The sequence below is a fragment of the Streptomyces sp. NPDC002580 genome (genome assembly GCF_042889485.1).
In the GTDB taxonomy this organism is placed as follows: Bacteria; Actinomycetota; Actinomycetes; order Streptomycetales; family Streptomycetaceae; genus Streptomyces.
On record NZ_JBIAQZ010000016.1, the window covers coordinates 1 to 16,943 of the forward strand.

A 16,943-nucleotide genomic window follows, 5' to 3' on the forward strand; every position below is an offset into this window, starting at 1 on the left:
CGGCGGTGAGCGGTCGACTTCGATATCCCGAAGCAGGGCGGCAGTTGGCGCCAGGCGCAGCCGCTGACCAGGACGTAGACGATGGCCGCGAACAGGGTCTCATCAGGCGTGTCCTGTGTTCCGCCGCCCTGCGGCCGCACCCTCGACGGCGGAATCAGCGGCTTCGCGATCTCCCACAGCCCGTCCGGAACAATCCAACTCCACGTACCCCGCCCCATACCGAGGTCAACGACGCCTCACCACGTAGGACACGGTCTTATGGGTCGATACCCTGCGACCTGGGCGGATGCATGACGCGACCGCCGCACGCAACGAAGGTATCGGGATCTGTTTCCAGCACTTTCCCGATGTCGAGATCCTTCTGGACGACGGCTATCTCGGGCTCCGTCGTGATCACCCCGGACAGGCGGTGACACCGCCGAGAAAGGGCAACAGGATCAGCCCGCCCGAGGTCCTCGAAGCCCGTCGGCGAGCCCGCCACCGACACTCCTCGAAACGCATCACCGTCGAACACGCCCTCGCCGACCACAAACGCTGGAAACAACTGACGCGCTGGACCCACCGACGCGAGACGCTGCCCGCCACCTACCGAGCTATCGCCAGCCTCGTCTCCGACCGCACCACCGGCTGACAACAGCCACGACCGGGAGAAACACACCTCGCCCGCTATCACGCACCAGCTCGTAAGTCATGCTGAGATAGGGCCACCCTGTACCTCCTAAGTTGAACTGGCCGTTCGCTTTGGAGAGTTGCACGGTGGCCCGCCCTACGGGCAGGGAGCAGAATCCGACCCAGCACACGCCTCCGGCGTACGCCTCAGCCGTGATCGGCTACACCACATCACGGGACGCGATCCACGCGGCAGCGTGAACGTGCGATGAAGGGCTTCCGCAGTACCAATAAAGCCCAGCGGTTCCTGTCCGCGTTCAGCGGCATCTCACCCCACTTCCGGCCCCGCCGCCACCTGATGACAGCCTCCGACCACCGAGCCCAGATGGCCATCCGCTTCGCCATCTGGGACCAGATTCAGACAGTCACGCACCCAACAACGTGACAACGCCCCCGTCTGCCTTTCCCTCTCTCCCCGCCCCACGGACAACCACCGGCTGACATCGCCGCTCGTGTCCCTCCCGTCCGACCGGCTCCCGTCGGGACCCGGTCACCGACAGCAATGAGCCCCGCTCACGGCCGATCGGGGCAGCCCCTGAGCACCGGCGCACGGCGCGGGATCTATCCGGACCAATCGCTGCATCCGAAAGCGTGCCCGCCTCCGAAATCCTGTCGAGACCTCACACCGTACGGAAGTCCCTCCTGAGGGGTGATTTTCATGACTTCCCCCACCTCCTACGCCCTCGCCGCCTCTGCCGGTGCCCTGGCCCTCGCCCTCGGCGTCACCGCGCCCGTCACGGCGGCACCCGCCGATACCACCGCCCAGGCCATGGTGTCCGTCTTCCACGGCATCCCCGGTGCGACCGTGGACGTGTACGCCGACGGTCAGCGACTGCTGGACGACTTCAAGCCCGGCACGGTCACCAAGCCGCAGCCGCTGGACGCCGGCACCTACGACATCCAGGTCTACCCGGCCGACCAGGGCCCCGGGGACGGCACACCGGTGGTCAAGAAGCAGATCAAGGTGGCCGCAGGCGCCGAAGCAACCGTCGCTGCACACCTGTCGACCGGCGGCGATCCCCAACTGACGGCGTACAACGACGACGTGGCACCGGTGGCCGACGGCAAGACCCGCCTGACCGTCCGCCACGTTGCCGCCGCCCCGGCCGTCGACGTCCGCGCGGGCGGCCAGCCGATCTTCGTCGACCTCACCAACCCCAACCAGGAAGGCGCCGCTGTCGACGCGGGCACCGTCAACGCTGATGTCGTTCTCGCCAACACCGACACGGTGGTCATCGGACCGGCCGACCTGGACCTCACCAGCGGCACCAGCACCATCCTGTACGCCTGGGGCAGCGCCCAGGACGACAACCTGAAGCTGACGCCACAGGTACTCGACGCCCAGTAGAAACACCAGGGCCCCGGTCACAGGACAGATCCGAACCCCGCCGCCTTCCCCACCGGCCACCCTTGGCAAGAGCCCACGGTTCCGGCCTCGACGTTGCACGGCAATTACGTCTGGCGTTGCGATCGGTCGCGGGTGCCAGGTCTGTACGGTCAACGGTGGATCTTCGAATAGGAAGTGACGCCTGATGACAGATGTGACCGTGTCGGCGGAGGCCGTGGCGGAAGTGCAGCCGTCCGGTTTGGCGGCCACTTCCCGAACGAGCAGGCCGCCATCAAGTGCGTCTATATGGCCATCATGAGCCTGGACCCCACCGGCCAGGGACGTAAACGCTGGACCCAGCGTTGGAAGGCGGCCCTGAACGCCTTCGAGATCACCTTCGACGGCCGGCTCTCAACCGCCCGCCGCTGAACCCCAACAACTCCAAAACCACCGTTAACTTTACGGGCCCCAAGACTGCACATATTCATCGAACTTCCGGCGCAGGGCACTAGCTTGACTCTGTTGGGCATCTTGGATGGTCGGGCTCAGGTGCCGAGGGATTCGCCAGGACTTTGACCGGGGGATCTCGTTCTGGTCCAGGAAGATCTGGAAAGCAGTCGGTGGTCGCGGCGAGGGCGGCTCCCCGGCCGGTGTCAGTCCGCTGAGGCGCTCGATGTTCACGGCGATGGCCGTGAGTACGTGTTGCAGGTGGGCTTTCAACTGTCCCTGGTAGCGGCAGTGGCGCATGCCGTGTCCGTGGGCGAACTCGTTGATGGTGCCATCGACTCCGGATCGGACCGCGTAGCGGGCTTTCCACTCGGGGGTCTGCTGCTCGGCGAAGTCCTCATCGCACCACAGCCCGTCGAGGCGGTCTCTCACCCACATCGCCGTCGTACTGCCCGGGTTACCCGCCCGCGCGATCTGCGCGGTCAGAGAAGGGACCTGCTCACCGGAACGAGGACGGAGCGACAACGGCCACCTCGACAGCTGCATCGGCTCGTGAAACAGCCCCGAGCATGCCCGTTGATCACGCTGCCGCACCGAGGAACTCCAAGATCCCCGACAGAGTCAAGTTAGAGCCCCACACGCGCGCCTCCGAGCAGAACAACGCACGCGCCGGGCGGAGCGGGTTCAGCGAAGTCTGCCGACGCTTAACTAGGTAATTCGTAGCCGAATACAAAGTGGGTTGGTCTGCGATCTTTTTTCACCTGATCGGGTTCAAGACCAATCTATCCGGTGGGTAGAACCGGATTCCCCGCGTGAGGGATGAAGAGAAGGATCAGCAAGTACGGCCGGGGTGGCCGCGTCTGGCGCTGGGTGCGCTGAGCGGGGTGCTGGCCGGCCTCGCGTCGCTGGCGGTGGCCGAACCGGTCACGGCAGCGGTGCGTCCGCAGTCCAGTCCGGTCATCGCGGTGGGTGGGGCGTCCGTCGACGCAACGCCCGCTGGGGTCAAGGACTGGGCGATCCGTCACTTCGGCACCAATGACAAGTTCGTGCTGCAGTTCGGCATCCTCGTCGTGCTGGCTGTGCTGGCTCTGGTGCTGGGTGCGCTGGCGGTACGGTTCCGGCGGGGCGGAGCCGCCGGGGTCCTTCTCTTCGGAGCCGTAGGCGCGGTGGCCGCCGTGAGTCGCCCCGACTCCACGGGTATTACCGACGCCCTCCCATCCGTCGTGGGAGCCGTTGCCGGAGCCCTGCTTTTGTACGTGCTGGTGGGCCGCCTGACTGCGGTGAGGTGGCCGGCAGCGCAATCCGGCTCTGCGACCGAGGAAGCGGGCGATGGGCTGTCTGCGCCCGCGGGCTGGGACCGGCGCGGATTCGTCCTCGCGGCCGCATCCGCGGCAGCTGCCTCTGCCGTGGTGGGTGCGGTCGGCCGGTCCCTGAATGCTTCGCGCGGCCAGGACGCGATCGCCTCCCGTGAAAAGGTCGTGCTGCCACCCCCCGGGTCACCGGCGCAACCGGTCCCCAAGAGGGCCGGGCTCCGCATCGCTGGAATCAGCCCCTTCGTCACCCCCGGCTCGGACTTCTACCGGGTGGACACGGCGTTGGTGGTGCCCAGGGTGGACGCCACTACTTGGCGGCTGCGGATCCACGGCAAGGGCGTACGCCGTCCGGGCGTCTACTCCTTCGACGACCTGCTGCGCAGGGAACTGATCGAACGGGACATCACCCTGACCTGTGTCTCCAACGAGGTCGGTGGCCCGTATGTGGGCAACGCCCGCTGGGTCGGCGTACGGCTGGCCGACCTGCTCGCCGAATGCGGGGTCAGACCTCCTTCCCAGGGAGGTGCGGCGGATCAGCTGGTGTCCCGGTCTGTGGACGGCATGACGATCGGCAGCCCGGTCGAGGACCTCATGGACGGCCGCGACGCGATGCTCGCCCTCGGCATGAACGGTGAGCCGCTGCCCTTCGCTCACGGTTTCCCGGTCCGGATGGTCGTCCCCGGCCTGTACGGATTCGTCTCCGCCTGCAAATGGATCAAGGACATCGAACTGACCACGTTCGACTCCTACGACCCGTACTGGGTCAAGCGCGGCTGGGCTCGCAGTGCTCCGGTCAAGACCGGGTCGCGCATCGACACCCCCGAACCCTTCGCCCGCCCCGGAGCCGGCACGGTGATGATCGCCGGCGTCGCCTGGGCCCAGCACCGGGGCATCGACAAGGTCGAGGTCCGCATCGACGACGGTTCCTGGCAAGAAGCGGACCTGGCTGCCGAGGACACGCGCGACACCTGGCGTCAGTGGTCGCTCCCCTGGCAGGCCGCCAAGGGCGGCCACACCCTCACCGTCCGCGCCACCGACCGCACCGGCGCGGTGCAGACCGACAAACGTACCCACACCATCCCCCGCGGTGCCAGTGGATGGCACTCCGTCGTCGTGACCGTCGACTGACCACCACCCCAAGGGGCCCGTCCCCTTCCCTGAGCCACCTCTCTGCAACACCCCCGATGCAGCCGCATCACGCTGCACCTTCCAACAGGAGATCATGATGAACACCCGTATCCGCCGTACCTCCGGACTCTTCGCCGCCGCCGCTGTGCTGCCTCTGGCCCTGTCCGCCTGCTCCAGTGGCAGCAGTGACTCGGCCGCCTCCGACTCCTCGATCAAGGCGTCGGCTACAGCCAGCGAGAGCGGCGACGGCATGGGCGGCGGCTCGAGCAGCAACCCGAGCAGCATGGACCAACCGTTCGGCCCGGCCTGCTCCTCCGTTCCCAAGAGCGGCGCGGGCTCCTTCGACGGCATGGCCAAGGACCCGGTCGCCACCGCCGCCTCCAACAACCCGGCGCTCTCCACCCTCGTGACGGCGGTGAAGAAGGCCGGCCTGGTCGACACCCTCAACAACGCCCAGAACATCACCGTGTTCGCGCCGACCAACGACGCCTTCGCCAAGATCCCGAAGGCCACCCTGGACAAGGTCCTCAACGACAAGGCCCAGCTGACGAAGATCCTCACCTACCACGTCGTCGGCCAGAAGCTCACTCCGAAGGACCTGGAGAACGGCTCCTTCACCACTCTGGAGAAGTCGAAGCTCACGACCTCCGGCTCCGGCGAGTCCTACACGGTCAACGACTCCGCCAAGGTCGTCTGCGGCAACGTGAAGACCGCCAATGCCAACGTCTACATCATCGACACCGTCCTGATGCCCAAGAGCTGACACCACCGCGAGCCGAGCACGCACGCCTGCCCGGTCGCCCTGATGGGAGCGACTCGGGCGGCGGCCTGCTCTACCCGGGCATCCGCCGGCCGCCCGATCGGCAGGGCCTGGCGGGTGCCCCTCATCAGATTCCTGACTCGGAAGACTGGATCGGCTTCGGGGCGAGCGCCCGCCCAGGCTCGGCCTGTTACGCCCCCGCTCAGGCCACAGGTCCCTGTCATCACCCGCTCGGTCCCCTTGCGCCGGGCAGTCGTCCCCGCGACGGCCGAGGATGGCGGGACCAGGCTCGCACCGGCCTTCGGCGCGCCCCCGATCTGGAGGTCCCATCGTGAGCAGTGCCGATATCGCCCCCGACTTCGCAGATCGCATCGACTTCGAGGACGCCGACCGAGGCCTGGTGGCCGGACCCTCCAACACGAAGATCACGGCTGAGGACGGGCTGGTGGTCTGGGACTTCGAGGCGACCGCGTTCCTGCGGGAAGACTGCCCGGACACGGCCGATCCGAGCCTGTGGCGCCAGTCGCAGCTCTGTGCTCGTGCCGGCCTGTACGAGGTCACCCAGGGCGTCTACCAGATCCGGGGCTTCGACCTGTCGAACATGACCCTGATCGAGGGCGAGCGAGGTGTCGTGGTCGTCGACCCGCTCGTCTCGAGGGAGTGCGCCGCCGAAGGCATCGCTCTCTACCGGGCCCACCGGGGTGAGCGGCCGGTGTCCGCGGTGCTGTTCACCCACTCCCACATCGACCACTTCGGCGGCACGCTCGGCGTGATCGGCCCGGACGACGACGTGCCGATCGTCGCCCCCGAGGGCTTCATGGAGCACTCCGTCGCCGAGAACGTCTACGCCGGTACCGCGATGCTGCGTCGTGGCGTCTACCACACCGGCGGCGAACTCGAGCCCGGCCCGCGCGGCCTGATCGGCGTCGGCCTCGGCTTCGCCGCCTCCCACGGTCTGCCCAGCCTCCTGCCGCCCACCCTGGACATCACCCGCACCGGCCAGGAGGAGCGCCTCGACGGCGTCCTGTTCCGCTTCCAGCTCACCCCGGGCACCGAAGCACCCTCCGAGCTGAACTTCCACCTGCCCGAACTCCGCGCCCTGTGCATGGCCGAGAACGCCACCCACAATCTGCACAACATCCTGACCCTGCGCGGCGCCGTGGTCCGCGACGCCCGGATCTGGTCCCGCTACCTCACCGAGGCCATCGGCCTGTTCGCCGCCGACTCCGACGTCGTCTTCGCCTCCCACCACTGGCCGACCTGGGGCACCGAACGCCTCACCACCTTCCTGTCCGAGCAGCGTGACCTGTACGGCTACCTCCACGACCAGACACTGCGCCTGCTCAACCAGGGCCACACCGGCACCGAGATCGCCGAGATGATCGAGCTGCCGTCCCGCCTGGCGAGCGCCTGGCACGCCCGCGGCTACTACGGCTCGGTCAGCCACAACGTCAAGGCGATCTACCAGCGCTATATGGGCTGGTACGACGGCCACCCCGCATCCCTGTGGGAGCACCCGCCCACCGCCTCCGCCCAGCGCTACGTCGACTGCATGGGCGGCATCGACTCCGTCCTGGCCAAGGCCCGCTCCTACATGGATGCCGGCGACCTGCGCTTCGCCGCCCAGCTCCTCAAGCACGCCACTTTCGCCGCCCCCGGCGACAGCCGGGCCAAGGAAATGCTCGCCGAGACCTTCGAACGCCTCGGCCACGGAGCCGAATGCGGCACTTGGCGCAACAACTACCTCATGGCCGCCCAGGAGCTGCGCACCGGCGTCAGGCCCGTCCCGATCGCCACCGGCAGCATGGCCACCGCGCTCTCCGTCGAGCAGGTCTTCGACTCCCTCGCCATCCGCGTCAACGGTCCCCGGGCATGGGAGCACTCCCTGGCCGTGCTGTGGCGGTTCTCCGACCTCGCCCAGACGTACCGGACGAGCCTGCACAACGGCGTCTTCGTCCACCACTTGGTCACGGACGCTTCCGCCGACGACGCAGACCTCACGCTCACCCTGACCAAACCGCAGCTCATGGGCATGCTCTCCGGCCGCGGCCTCGACGGCATCGACCACACCGGTGACGCCGGCGTCCTGGCCACCCTCATGTCCGTCCTCGACGAACCCGACCCCGCCTTCCCCATCGTCACGCCCTGACGGACCAGAGCCGCCGGCGGTGCTGGTGCACCGGGTGCGGGCCGGGCAGGGGCGGCACTGGCTCTTGGTGAACCGGGCCACGATCAGCGGGGCCGCGGTGGGCGAGGAGGATGCGGGCGGTCCCACGGCCTGACGCGGACGTCACCTGGATCACTTCATGCGGGGAAGCGGCCCGTGGAGCGCAACTGCCAGCGCCGTTCGGCGTAGGCGAGGTCGTCACGCCATAGCCGGCCGGCCGCTGCCCGCATGAGGGGGCGCATCAGTGGAGCTGCGCTGCGCGCTGCGGCGAAGCCGCGTCGGCCGGAGGTGGCCACGATTGCCTCGATGACGGCTGTCCGTGGCCTGCCGTGCTCGTCGGGTCCGAGCGGGGTCGCGTGCGTCTCGACGACCGAACCTTGTCCTTCGCCCTCGGTGATGTGCATGACGACCGTGCGGGAGTCGGGGGCGGTGAAGACGGCACGCACGGGGACGACGAGTCTCCCGGTGAGCTTGAAGGAGACGTCGACGGTGAAACTGTCCTCGGTCGCGTGCTTGCCGGGGGTGTCGACGACGGTGAGGTCGACGAATGAGTAGGGATGGAACCAGGCGCCGTGCCATGGATCCAGCCGGTTGGCGATGATGTCCTCCGGCTCGCAGGTTCCGAGAGCCGAGTAGACGGCTGACACGGCGTTTGCCAGTGAGGGCCGGACGGGCAGCACGGGTGTGTCCAGTGGTGGTTCGCCGCCCACGGTGTCCAGGCGTACCCAGACCAAAAGGCCGTCATGGTGGACGGGCAGGGGTTCCCAGCCGGCGAACGGCTTTCCGTCGAGAGCGAGTCCGTGCCAGTGACAGATGAGTGTGCCGCAGCGCACCGGGCTGTCCCGCAGAGGTGCACCAAGGTGCGGGCAGATGCCAGGTCCGGCGGCAAGCCGCCCGTCGCCGTTTCGCCACACGACGATCTCCTGCCCGACGACGGTCCGGGCGAGGGGACGGTCCGCGGGAATGTCTCGGGCGGCGCCGATGACGTACCAGTTGCCAGAGGGCCTGTTCTGCGCCCGTTTGAGCGCATGCGCGATGACAGCAGGGCGGGCTTCACGCCAGGTCGGATGCTGGTGCTCCCACGCTACGGGGGTGCGGCGCAGTGACAGCGGGAAGCGTCTGCGCGGGGCAGGGGGGCCGGGGTTCATGCGACCTCCGCAGCTGCGGGCTGAGACGGGTGCGTAGCACCGCCGTGCGAGTGCGCCTCATTCTCAGACGGCGTCGGCCGAGCAGTATGGCGCGTTCGTGCCCGCGCTGCGGCGACGCGCACCAGACCGTCGACGGCGACGGCGGCGCGGCGTCGTCGGCTTACCGCAGTCCGTCGGTGAACGACCGCGTAGCCGTCCTCGGCCACGGCGTCCAGGATTCCCCCATAGAGCACGAAGGCTGTCCGGATGCACGGGCGGCTGACGGGGTCGAGCATCGCGATGCCAGGCGCCGCCTGACGGTACACCCCGCGAGTGAGGTCTTCGAAAGCCTTGAGCGCCGCAGTGATGCGCGGGTCACGGCGGCCGGTGGCCCTGCTCCATTGCAGCAGGTCCCGATCGACTGCGTGGGCTGCCATGAGGTTCGCAGGAAGGTAGACGCGGCCGCGGTCGAGGTCCTCACCCACGTCCCGCAAAAAGTTGGTCAGCTGGAAGGCGACGCCGAGTGCGGCGGCATACGGCTCCGCTTCCTGGTGCGGCACCACGGTGCCGAGGACTGGCAGCATCTGCAGTCCGATGACCGCAGCCGAGCCGTGCATGTACAGGCGCAGATCTTCGTAGGTCGGGTAGTCGGTGACGTCAAGGTCGCTGCGCATGGAGTCCATGAAGTCACTGAAGTGACGGGGGTCGATGTCATACCGGCGGGCCGTGTCGGCGAGCGCCATGACGACCGGTTCGGAGCTGGTCGCGTCCTGCAGGCCCTGTTCCAGGCCTGCTTGCAGGCGGGCTAGGCGCGCCGAACGCTGTTCCGCAGTATCCGTGGTGTCACGTACGTCGACGATGTCGTCGGCCCAGCGGGCAAAGCCGTACAGGGCGTGAACGGCGGGACGCCGCTCGAGGGGCAGGAGCCGGGTTGCGAGGAAGTAGGTCTTGCCGTGCCGAGCGTTGAGCTGCCGGCAGCGTGCGTAGGCGCTGCGCAGTGCAGGGTGGCGGATGCCCGCCGCATCGAGTTCACGGTCGCTCATCGAGCCGTCCTTCGGTGGAGGATGTGGCCTGGCGCGGACGGACCAGCCCGCGGACGTGGCCACCGGTGATCCGGGCGGCGGCGAGCTTCCCGGAGATCAGCACCGTGGGTACTCCTACACCCGGTGTGGTGCCGCAGCCGGCGAGGACGGCGTTCTCGGTGCCGCGAACCAGGTTGCGGGGGCGGAAGGGGCCGGTTTGAGCGAAGGTGTGCGCCGCGGAGAACGGGGTTCCCGCAGCGTGGCCCTGGGCCTGCCAGTCGGCGGGCGTGACGAGGCACTGCTCGGTGATGCTGGAGCTGATGCCCTCGAGACCGCGCTGCTCGAGCTCTTTCAGGAGGCTGTCGCGGTAGCGCGGGGCGAGCCCGCCCCACTCATCGGCCTCGGGCCCGATGTCCGTGTTCGGACAGGGGGCGAGGATGTAGTGCAGGTGCTTGCCGGGTGGTGCGAGGCGCGGGTCCGTGGCCGTTGGGCGGGTGATGAGCAGGGAGGGATCGCTCATCAACTGTCCGGTGCGGGTCAGTTCATCGAAGGTGCGGCTCCAGGAGGCTCCGAAGGACAGTGTGTGGTGGCCGAGACCGGGCCAGGTCTGAGTGGTGCCCGCGTGCAGGATGACGGCGGACGGCGAGTTCCGGATCCGTACCGGCCGGCGGGGTGTGTGGCCCAAGAGGCCGTAGGTGACGGGCAGATCGGGAGTGAGGACGACCGCGTCGCACGGGATGCGGTTCTGGCCGGTGACGACCGCGGTGATGCGATGGCCGGAGCGTTCCAGATGTGTGACGTCCTGCCCGAAGTGAAAGTCCGCGCCCGCTTGGGCGGCTGCGTCGGCCATGGCCTGCGGCAGAGCGTGCATGCCGCCGCGGGGGAAGTAGACGCCGGCGATCGTGTCCATGTAGGCGATGACGGCGTAGGCGGCCAGCGCTCGGGCGGGCGGGATGCCCGCGTACAGGGCCTGGAAGGAGAAGACGCGGCGCAGCCGCTCATCGTGCAGGTAGCGTCCGATGCGCGTGTCCAGCCTGCCGAATCCGCCCAGGGCGGCCAGCCGGGCCAGGTCAGGTGTCAGGAGTTGGAAGGGCGAGTCGAAGTTGGCGTCGATGAAGTGGCGCATCTGGGCTCGGTAGAGGCGAGTGAGCCAGTCGCGCAGGCGCCGGTAGCCTGCTGCCTCCCTGGGACCGGCGAACCGTTCGACCTCCGCTTCCATGGCTTCGCCGTCGGTGTGGACGTCGATGCTGGTGCCGTCGGCGAAGCGGGCCCGGTAGGCCGGATGAAGAGGGATGAGTTCAACGCGCTCGCGCAAGGAGTCGCCGACTGCGGCGAAAGCCTCGTCGGCAAGCTCCGGCATGGTCAGCACGGTGGGGCCGGTGTCGATGTGGTAGCCGTCGCGCTGAAGGCGTCCGGCACGGCCGCCGGGCAGCTGATCACGCTCCACAACGGTGACTCGGCGACCGGCACCCAGTAGATGCAGTGCGGCCGAGAGCCCTGACAGGCCGGCACCCACAACGACGACGTGGTCCGTGCGTCCGGGGATGGTCCTGGTCATCGGCTGGCCCCCTCTGCGCCCACGGTGAGAAGCAGGGATCCGGTGCGAGGGCAGGAGGCGGTTGGGCCGCCCGCAGGTGCATTTTGGGCCGTGGGAATCCCGGCGGTGGACTGCAGGAGTTGCCGCAGATGCCTGCGGCCGTCGGGCTCGAGCGCCGCTGCTTCGAGATGGCGCATGCCCTGCGCGGTCAGTCTGCTGATCTTTGCTTCTGTTGTCGCCTGCGCGCCGGTGGAGACGAGTACCTCTCGTACCCGGGCGAGACCGTCTTCTGAGAGTTCGGGACGGCCGAGTGAGTTGCGCAGCACGTCCAGGGCGCTGTGGTCGTCGCGGGCCTCAGCCCGGGCCTGCGCAACGGCGATGAGATAGGTGGGCTTGCCCGAGCGGACATCACTGCCCGACGGTTTGCCGCTCTGCTCTGCCGTGCCGAAGACGTCCTGGAGATCGTCCCGCAGCTGGAAGGCGATGCCGACGCACCGGCCGGCTGAACACAGGGCCGCGGTGGTGGCGTCGTCTGCATCTGAAAGGGCGGCGCCGAGGGCCAGGGGCCGCTCGACCGAGTAGAGAGCACTTTTGAGGCAGGCGGCGCGGATCGCGTGAGCCAACGAGCGTGAGGAGGTGGTCTGGCCTTGAAGGTCCAGGTACTGGCCGGCCACCATCTCCGTGCGCATGGCGCTCCACAGGCCGCGCACCCGTCGTGCGCGGGTCGGGCAGAGTTCGGTGTCGACAAGCACGTCGTCCGCCCACGCCAGCGCCAGGTCCCCGGCGAGGATGGCCGCCGACTCGCCGAAACGCTCTCGGTGCGGAGAGGACACGGCGTCGGCGTATTGAGCCTCGACGTCCGCGTGCAGGGCGGGCTGCCCGCGGCGGAGCCGGGAGCCGTCCATCACATCGTCGTGAACGAGCGCGCAGGTCTGAATGAGTTCCAGAGCGCACCCCATACGCAGCGCGGCCTCCGAATCGCCGACCCCGCCGCCGCACGCGCGCAGCGCCCACCACAGGAACTGGGCTCGTGTGCGCTTGCCACCGCCCAGGGTGAAACGAGCGACACGATCGGCGAGATCGTGAGCGAACACCGGGTCGAGGGCGGTTGCCTGGGCAGCGCGCTCGGTCAGCAAAATTTCGAGCCGCCGTTCGACGGCTGCGGGCACATCCGCGTCGATCCTCTGCAATTCCTGGAAGCCCGCGCTGGTCGGCTCACCTGAGATGGCGCTGTCGGATCGGGCATGCGAGCGGCGCGAGGAATCAAGCTGCTGTGAATTCCGCTCGGCTGGAGTTCCCTGCTGGGAAGCGTGCGCCGAACCAGGGGGCGCTTCGACCGCACAGTGGCCGTTCGGCTTGCTGGGACGCATCCCGGATCCTCTCAATGTGATCGCAGCTGGCCTTTTCCTTAACCTTTCCGCGCCGGTGGGAGTCTCGGATGCGCCAGCCGAGGTAATGCGAAGCCGCATGCCGCACTTCCGCGAGCGAGCCCTGCCCCTTGCCCTGCGGAGAGTGAGCACGGCTGGCACGCAGAAAGCCGTCTCCCGTCAAGCTCTCCGCGCGTCCTGCATCCGGAGGGCCGCGTCAGCGGGAATCATTTCGACCACGCCTACGGGATACGACAAGAGAGGGGAACGCTCGTGCTCAGGGCGGACGTCGCCATCGTGGGCGCGGGCGCGGCGGGACTCTCCCTCGCCTACCTGTTGTCCGACCCGCCCCCTGGAAGGCGTCGGCTGGCGGTGCTCCTCATCGACGCCCCGCCAGGTCCCCTGCGACCGCCGCGCCGGACCTGGTGCTTTTGGGAGCGCGGTCGGGGATGGTACGACGACGCCGTGACCGCGTCCTGGCAGAACTTGCGGGTTCACACCCGCACCGGTCACATCATCACGAGTCACATCGCACCGCTGCGTTACAAGATGATCCGCTCCGACGACTTCGAGAACCTGATCGCTCACAGCCTCCGGCAGAGCGACAACGTCCAGTGCATCGAAGCGACCACCGAAGCAGTGGAGGGCATTGCCGGCGGAGCCCTGATCCACGGTCGAACCGCAGGCGGTCGGTCATTGAACGCCCGGGCCCGGTGGGTCTTCGACTCCCGCCCGCTGGGTAGCCTCCCCGCAGGCCGCACCACCTTGCTGCAGCACTTCCACGGCCGGTTCGTCGAATCCGATCAGCCGATCTTCGACCCCGGCACGGCCGAACTGATGGACTTCCGCACGCCGCAGCCCGCCCAGGGGCTCTCCTTTGGCTACGTACTCCCCACCAGCCCCACGTATGCCCTCGTGGAATACACCGAATTCTCCCCCCGACTCCTGTCTCAGCAAGCATATGAAGCCGCCCTGAGCCACTACACCCGAGATGTTCTCGGTCTGCCGGACCTCAAGGTCGTCTCGACGGAGACGGGCGTTATTCCCATGACGGACGCACCCTTCACCCGGCAGACCGCACCATCGGTGTTCCGGATCGGCGCGGCAGCAGGTGCGACCCGCCCGTCGACGGGATACACCTTCGCCGCCATCCAACGCCAGATCCAAACAGTCGCCAACGCGCTGCTGTCAGGGCGGAACCCGCTGCCACCCGCTGCGCACTCCGCCCGCTCCCGGGCCATGGACGCCGTCATGCTGCGCGCCCTGGACAGCGGCCGGGTCGGCGCCGACTTCTTCACCCGCCTGTTCACCCACGTCCCCATGGAACGGCTGCTGCGCTTCCTCGACGGCCGTACCTGTCTCCACGAAGACCTCGCCGTGGGAATGTGCACCCCCGTGCTGCCCATGCTGCGATCCGCCGCAGAACTGCTTTACCTACCCCGCCGGCCCTTCCCCCGCCCGTGATCCGGCGGCGGACCCCTGTGTACCTGCTCAAGGAGACCGCATGACCCTGCTCCGCGACGCGGACCTGGCCGCCGCGTTCGACCATGCCGCCCGCAGCTACGACACGCTGGTGGCCGTCAACCCCGGCTACCACGCACATCTGCGCCGTTCCGCGCGCCGCCTGGGCTTGGCGGACGGCGGCCGCGGCCTGCGGGTACTGGACCTGGGGTGCGGCACCGGTGCCTCGACCGCCGCACTGGCAGCGGTGCTTCCGCACGCCTCGATCACGGCTGTCGATGCCTCGGCCGGCATGTTGGAACGCGCAGCTGTGAAGCCCTGGCCCGGCCACGTCACGTTCGTCCACGCCCCGGCGGAGCAGCTGACAGAGGCAAACGTCGGGAAAGCCTACGACGCGGTGTTCGCCGGATACCTGTTCCGCAATGTTGCCGATCCCGACAGGGTGCTCGCATCGGTGCATGGCCTGCTGGCCGCCCACGGCCGGCTCGCGGTGCACGAGTACACCCTCAGCGGCCGGGCCGGCCACCGAGCGGTGTGGACGGCCGTGTGCGCCGGCATCGTCCTGCCCGTCGCTACCGCCCTGGGCGATGGGCAGTTGTATCGCCACCTATGGCGCAGCGTCGTCGAATTCGACACGGCCGAGGAATTCGCTCGTCGGGTCCAGTCGGCCGGCTTCGACTCCGTTCGGGTGCTGCCCTTGCCGGGATGGCAGACCGGCATCACCCACACGGTCATCGCCCGGCGCGCCACCGGCGACGACGAGGCCGGCGGCCGATGAGGGCGCCGCGGCCACGAGACGTCGCCCGACGCGGCAGAGACCGCCGGGCCTCCACGCTGCTGCCCCGGCCCGGCACCCCACGCGTCGACAGCGCGCAGCCGCCCACCACCGCCGTCGTGGGCGGAGGAATCGCCGGAATGGCGGCAGCGACCGCCCTCGCCGAACGAGGCGTGCGCGTCACCCTCTACGAACGCGAGGCCTCACTCGGCGGGCGCGTAGCCGGCTGGCCGGTCACCCTGCGCGACGGCACCACGGCCACCATGAGCAGAGGCTTCCATGCCTTCTTCCGGCAGTACTACAACCTCCGCGGTCTCCTGCGCAGGACCGACCCTGGGCTGCAGCGGCTGACCGGCCTTGCCGACTACCCCCTGCAACACAGCGGGGGGCTGCACGACAGCTTCCGCAAGGTCCCTCGCACACCACCGTGGAGCGCCATCGGATTTGTCGCCCAGAGCCCGACATTCGCCATCCGCGACCTGTACCGCATGAACCCCCTCGCCGCCCTGCCCCTCCTCGACGTCCGCGTCCCGGAGGTCTATGAGCAACTTGACGGCGTCAGCGCGTACGACTTCCTGCGATCGATCCGCTTCCCCGAAGCCGCCCACCATCTCGCCTTCGAGGTCTTCTCCCGCAGCTTCTTCGCTGATCCTCGGCAACTGTCAGCGGCGGAGATGGTGCTGATGTTCCACATCTACTTCCTCGGCTCCGCCGAGGGACTTCTCTTCGACGTACCCGACGAACCCTTCCCCGACGCTCTCTGGAGACCGCTCGGCGACTACCTGCGGGGCCACAACGTCGACGTCAGGCTGTCCACCCCGGTCGCGACCATCACCCCCACACACGACCAAGGCTTCATCGTCGACTGTGGCGAAGAGCGGTGGTACGACTCCGTCGTGCTGGCCCTGGACACTGCCGGCCTGCAATCCATCGCCAGCAGTTCGCCGGAACTCGGCAGTACGGCATGGCGCCAGAGCGTTGCCCGGCTGCGGACGGCACCGCCCTTCCTCGTCTCGCGGCTCTGGCTTGACCGGCCCGTGGCCCGCGATCGCCCGGGCTTCCTCGGCACCAGCGGTTACGGAACCTTGGACAACGTCAGCGTCCTCGACCGCTGGGAAGGCGAAGCCTCCCGCTGGGCCACTCGCACCGGCGGCTCCGTCGTCGAACTGCACGCCTACGCCCTACCGCACACCTGCGCCCGCGACGTGGAGCAAGAGCGGTTGCTCACCCAGCTTCACACGGTCTACCCCGAGACCCGGGCCGCCCTCGTCGTGGACGAACGCCACGAGTGGCGGACCGACTGCCCGATGTTCCCGGTCGGTGGGTACGCCGACCGTCCCACCGTCCGAACCAGCCACCCCGGCCTGGTGATCGCCGGAGACCTCGTTCGCACAGAGCTGCCCGTCGCCCTCATGGAACGCGCAGCCACGAGTGGCTTCATGGCCGCCAACGCATTGCTGGAACAGTGGAACGTCCAAGGGCAGGTTCTGTGGACGGTGCCCCGGCGAGGCCGCAATGTCGCCTTCAGGGCTATGACGATGATGGGCACGTTTTTCTAACGGGTAGCCGAACGGCTTTCGTGGACCGAACCTGCTTCCGGTCTGCGAGCAGCACTCGCCCAAGACGTCCTGTGCCGTGAGGGCCGGACGCCTTCGGACATCCTCAGCGATGTCGAACACCGCCCGCCTGCCAGGACACTGCGTGCCCAACTTCAAATACTGGCGCCGGGCCACACCCCCAGCGATCTCTGTCGGCTCGGTACGGCCACCCTGCACAAGGTTTGAAATCGCCTGAGCGGAACACACGGTGTTCTGACACAGCCTTTATATGACCAGGTAGGAGA

At 68.4% G+C, this 16,943-nt stretch carries 13 protein-coding genes and 3 pseudogenes; 10 read left to right on the forward strand and 6 right to left on the reverse strand.

Annotated features, from left to right (window positions below; genetic code table 11):
- A partial coding sequence (locus ACFYW7_RS35105) for a transposase (protein WP_389510020.1) occupies positions 1-218 on the reverse strand: 218 nt, incomplete at its 3' end.
- A 38-nt stretch (positions 219-256) separates the two neighbouring features.
- Here ACFYW7_RS35105 and ACFYW7_RS35110 point away from each other — a divergent pair.
- The 4 genes and pseudogenes from ACFYW7_RS35110 to ACFYW7_RS35125 form a co-directional block, all read left to right on the forward strand.
- A pseudogene (locus ACFYW7_RS35110) lies at positions 257-631 on the forward strand (transposase family protein); the annotation flags it as partial.
- A 225-nt stretch (positions 632-856) separates the two neighbouring features.
- A pseudogene (locus ACFYW7_RS35115) lies at positions 857-1,054 on the forward strand (IS6 family transposase); the annotation flags it as partial.
- A 273-nt stretch (positions 1,055-1,327) separates the two neighbouring features.
- Positions 1,328-2,017, forward strand: coding sequence for a DUF4397 domain-containing protein (locus ACFYW7_RS35120; protein WP_389510023.1), 690 nt, complete (start codon positions 1,328-1,330; stop codon positions 2,015-2,017).
- 228 nt (positions 2,018-2,245) lie between these two features.
- Positions 2,246-2,425 (forward strand): annotated as a pseudogene (locus ACFYW7_RS35125) (IS256 family transposase); the annotation flags it as partial.
- Positions 2,426-2,455: 30 nt separating this feature from the next.
- On the opposite strand, the gene ACFYW7_RS35130 reads toward ACFYW7_RS35125, so the two are convergent.
- Positions 2,456-3,037 (reverse strand): transposase, encoded by a 582-nt coding sequence (locus ACFYW7_RS35130; protein WP_389510025.1) that lies wholly within the window; start codon positions 3,035-3,037, stop codon positions 2,456-2,458.
- 218 nt (positions 3,038-3,255) lie between these two features.
- Between ACFYW7_RS35130 and ACFYW7_RS35135 the strand changes: the two genes are divergently transcribed.
- The 3 genes from ACFYW7_RS35135 (at position 3,256) to ACFYW7_RS35145 (ending at position 7,793) form a co-directional block, all read left to right on the forward strand.
- Positions 3,256-4,884: a sulfite oxidase gene (locus ACFYW7_RS35135; RefSeq protein ID WP_389510027.1), complete on the forward strand. Its 1,629-nt coding sequence runs from the start codon at positions 3,256-3,258 to the stop codon at positions 4,882-4,884.
- Between the two features lie 97 nt (positions 4,885-4,981).
- On the forward strand, positions 4,982-5,647 hold the full coding sequence (locus ACFYW7_RS35140) for a fasciclin domain-containing protein (protein ID WP_389510029.1): 666 nt from the start codon (positions 4,982-4,984) through the stop codon (positions 5,645-5,647).
- A 271-nt stretch (positions 5,648-5,918) separates the two neighbouring features.
- Positions 5,919-7,793 (forward strand): alkyl/aryl-sulfatase, encoded by a 1,875-nt coding sequence (locus ACFYW7_RS35145; RefSeq protein ID WP_389510031.1) that lies wholly within the window; start codon positions 5,919-5,921, stop codon positions 7,791-7,793.
- Positions 7,794-7,948: 155 nt separating this feature from the next.
- Here ACFYW7_RS35145 and ACFYW7_RS35150 read toward each other — a convergent pair whose 3' ends face one another.
- Genes ACFYW7_RS35150 through ACFYW7_RS35165 form a run of 4 tightly spaced genes read right to left on the reverse strand, consistent with a single transcriptional unit; the run spans position 7,949 to position 12,867 of the window.
- Positions 7,949-8,959 (reverse strand): DUF5914 domain-containing protein, encoded by a 1,011-nt coding sequence (locus ACFYW7_RS35150; protein ID WP_389510033.1) that lies wholly within the window; start codon positions 8,957-8,959, stop codon positions 7,949-7,951.
- On the reverse strand, positions 8,956-9,981 hold the full coding sequence (locus ACFYW7_RS35155; protein WP_389510035.1) for a phytoene/squalene synthase family protein: 1,026 nt from the start codon (positions 9,979-9,981) through the stop codon (positions 8,956-8,958). Before ACFYW7_RS35155 ends, ACFYW7_RS35150 begins: the two co-directional genes overlap by 4 nt.
- Positions 9,968-11,518, reverse strand: a complete 1,551-nt coding sequence (locus ACFYW7_RS35160) for a phytoene desaturase (RefSeq protein ID WP_389510037.1) — start codon at positions 11,516-11,518, stop codon at positions 9,968-9,970. Before ACFYW7_RS35160 ends, ACFYW7_RS35155 begins: the two co-directional genes overlap by 14 nt.
- Complete coding sequence (locus ACFYW7_RS35165) at positions 11,515-12,867, reverse strand: polyprenyl synthetase family protein (protein WP_389510039.1); 1,353 nt, start codon at positions 12,865-12,867, stop codon at positions 11,515-11,517. Before ACFYW7_RS35165 ends, ACFYW7_RS35160 begins: the two co-directional genes overlap by 4 nt.
- Before the next feature lie 270 nt (positions 12,868-13,137).
- Here ACFYW7_RS35165 and ACFYW7_RS35170 point away from each other — a divergent pair, with 270 nt between their 5' ends.
- Genes ACFYW7_RS35170 through ACFYW7_RS35180 form a run of 3 tightly spaced genes read left to right on the forward strand, consistent with a single transcriptional unit; the run spans position 13,138 to position 16,659 of the window.
- A complete protein-coding gene (locus ACFYW7_RS35170) occupies positions 13,138-14,328 on the forward strand; it encodes a lycopene cyclase family protein (protein WP_389510041.1) in 1,191 nt (396 codons plus the stop codon).
- 40 nt (positions 14,329-14,368) lie between these two features.
- Positions 14,369-15,103, forward strand: coding sequence for a class I SAM-dependent methyltransferase (locus ACFYW7_RS35175; RefSeq protein ID WP_389510043.1), 735 nt, complete (start codon positions 14,369-14,371; stop codon positions 15,101-15,103).
- Entirely contained in the window at positions 15,100-16,659 is a 1,560-nt protein-coding gene (locus ACFYW7_RS35180) for an FAD-dependent oxidoreductase (RefSeq protein WP_389510045.1), read from the forward strand. Before ACFYW7_RS35175 ends, ACFYW7_RS35180 begins: the two co-directional genes overlap by 4 nt.
- Positions 16,660-16,943 lie beyond the last annotated feature (284 nt).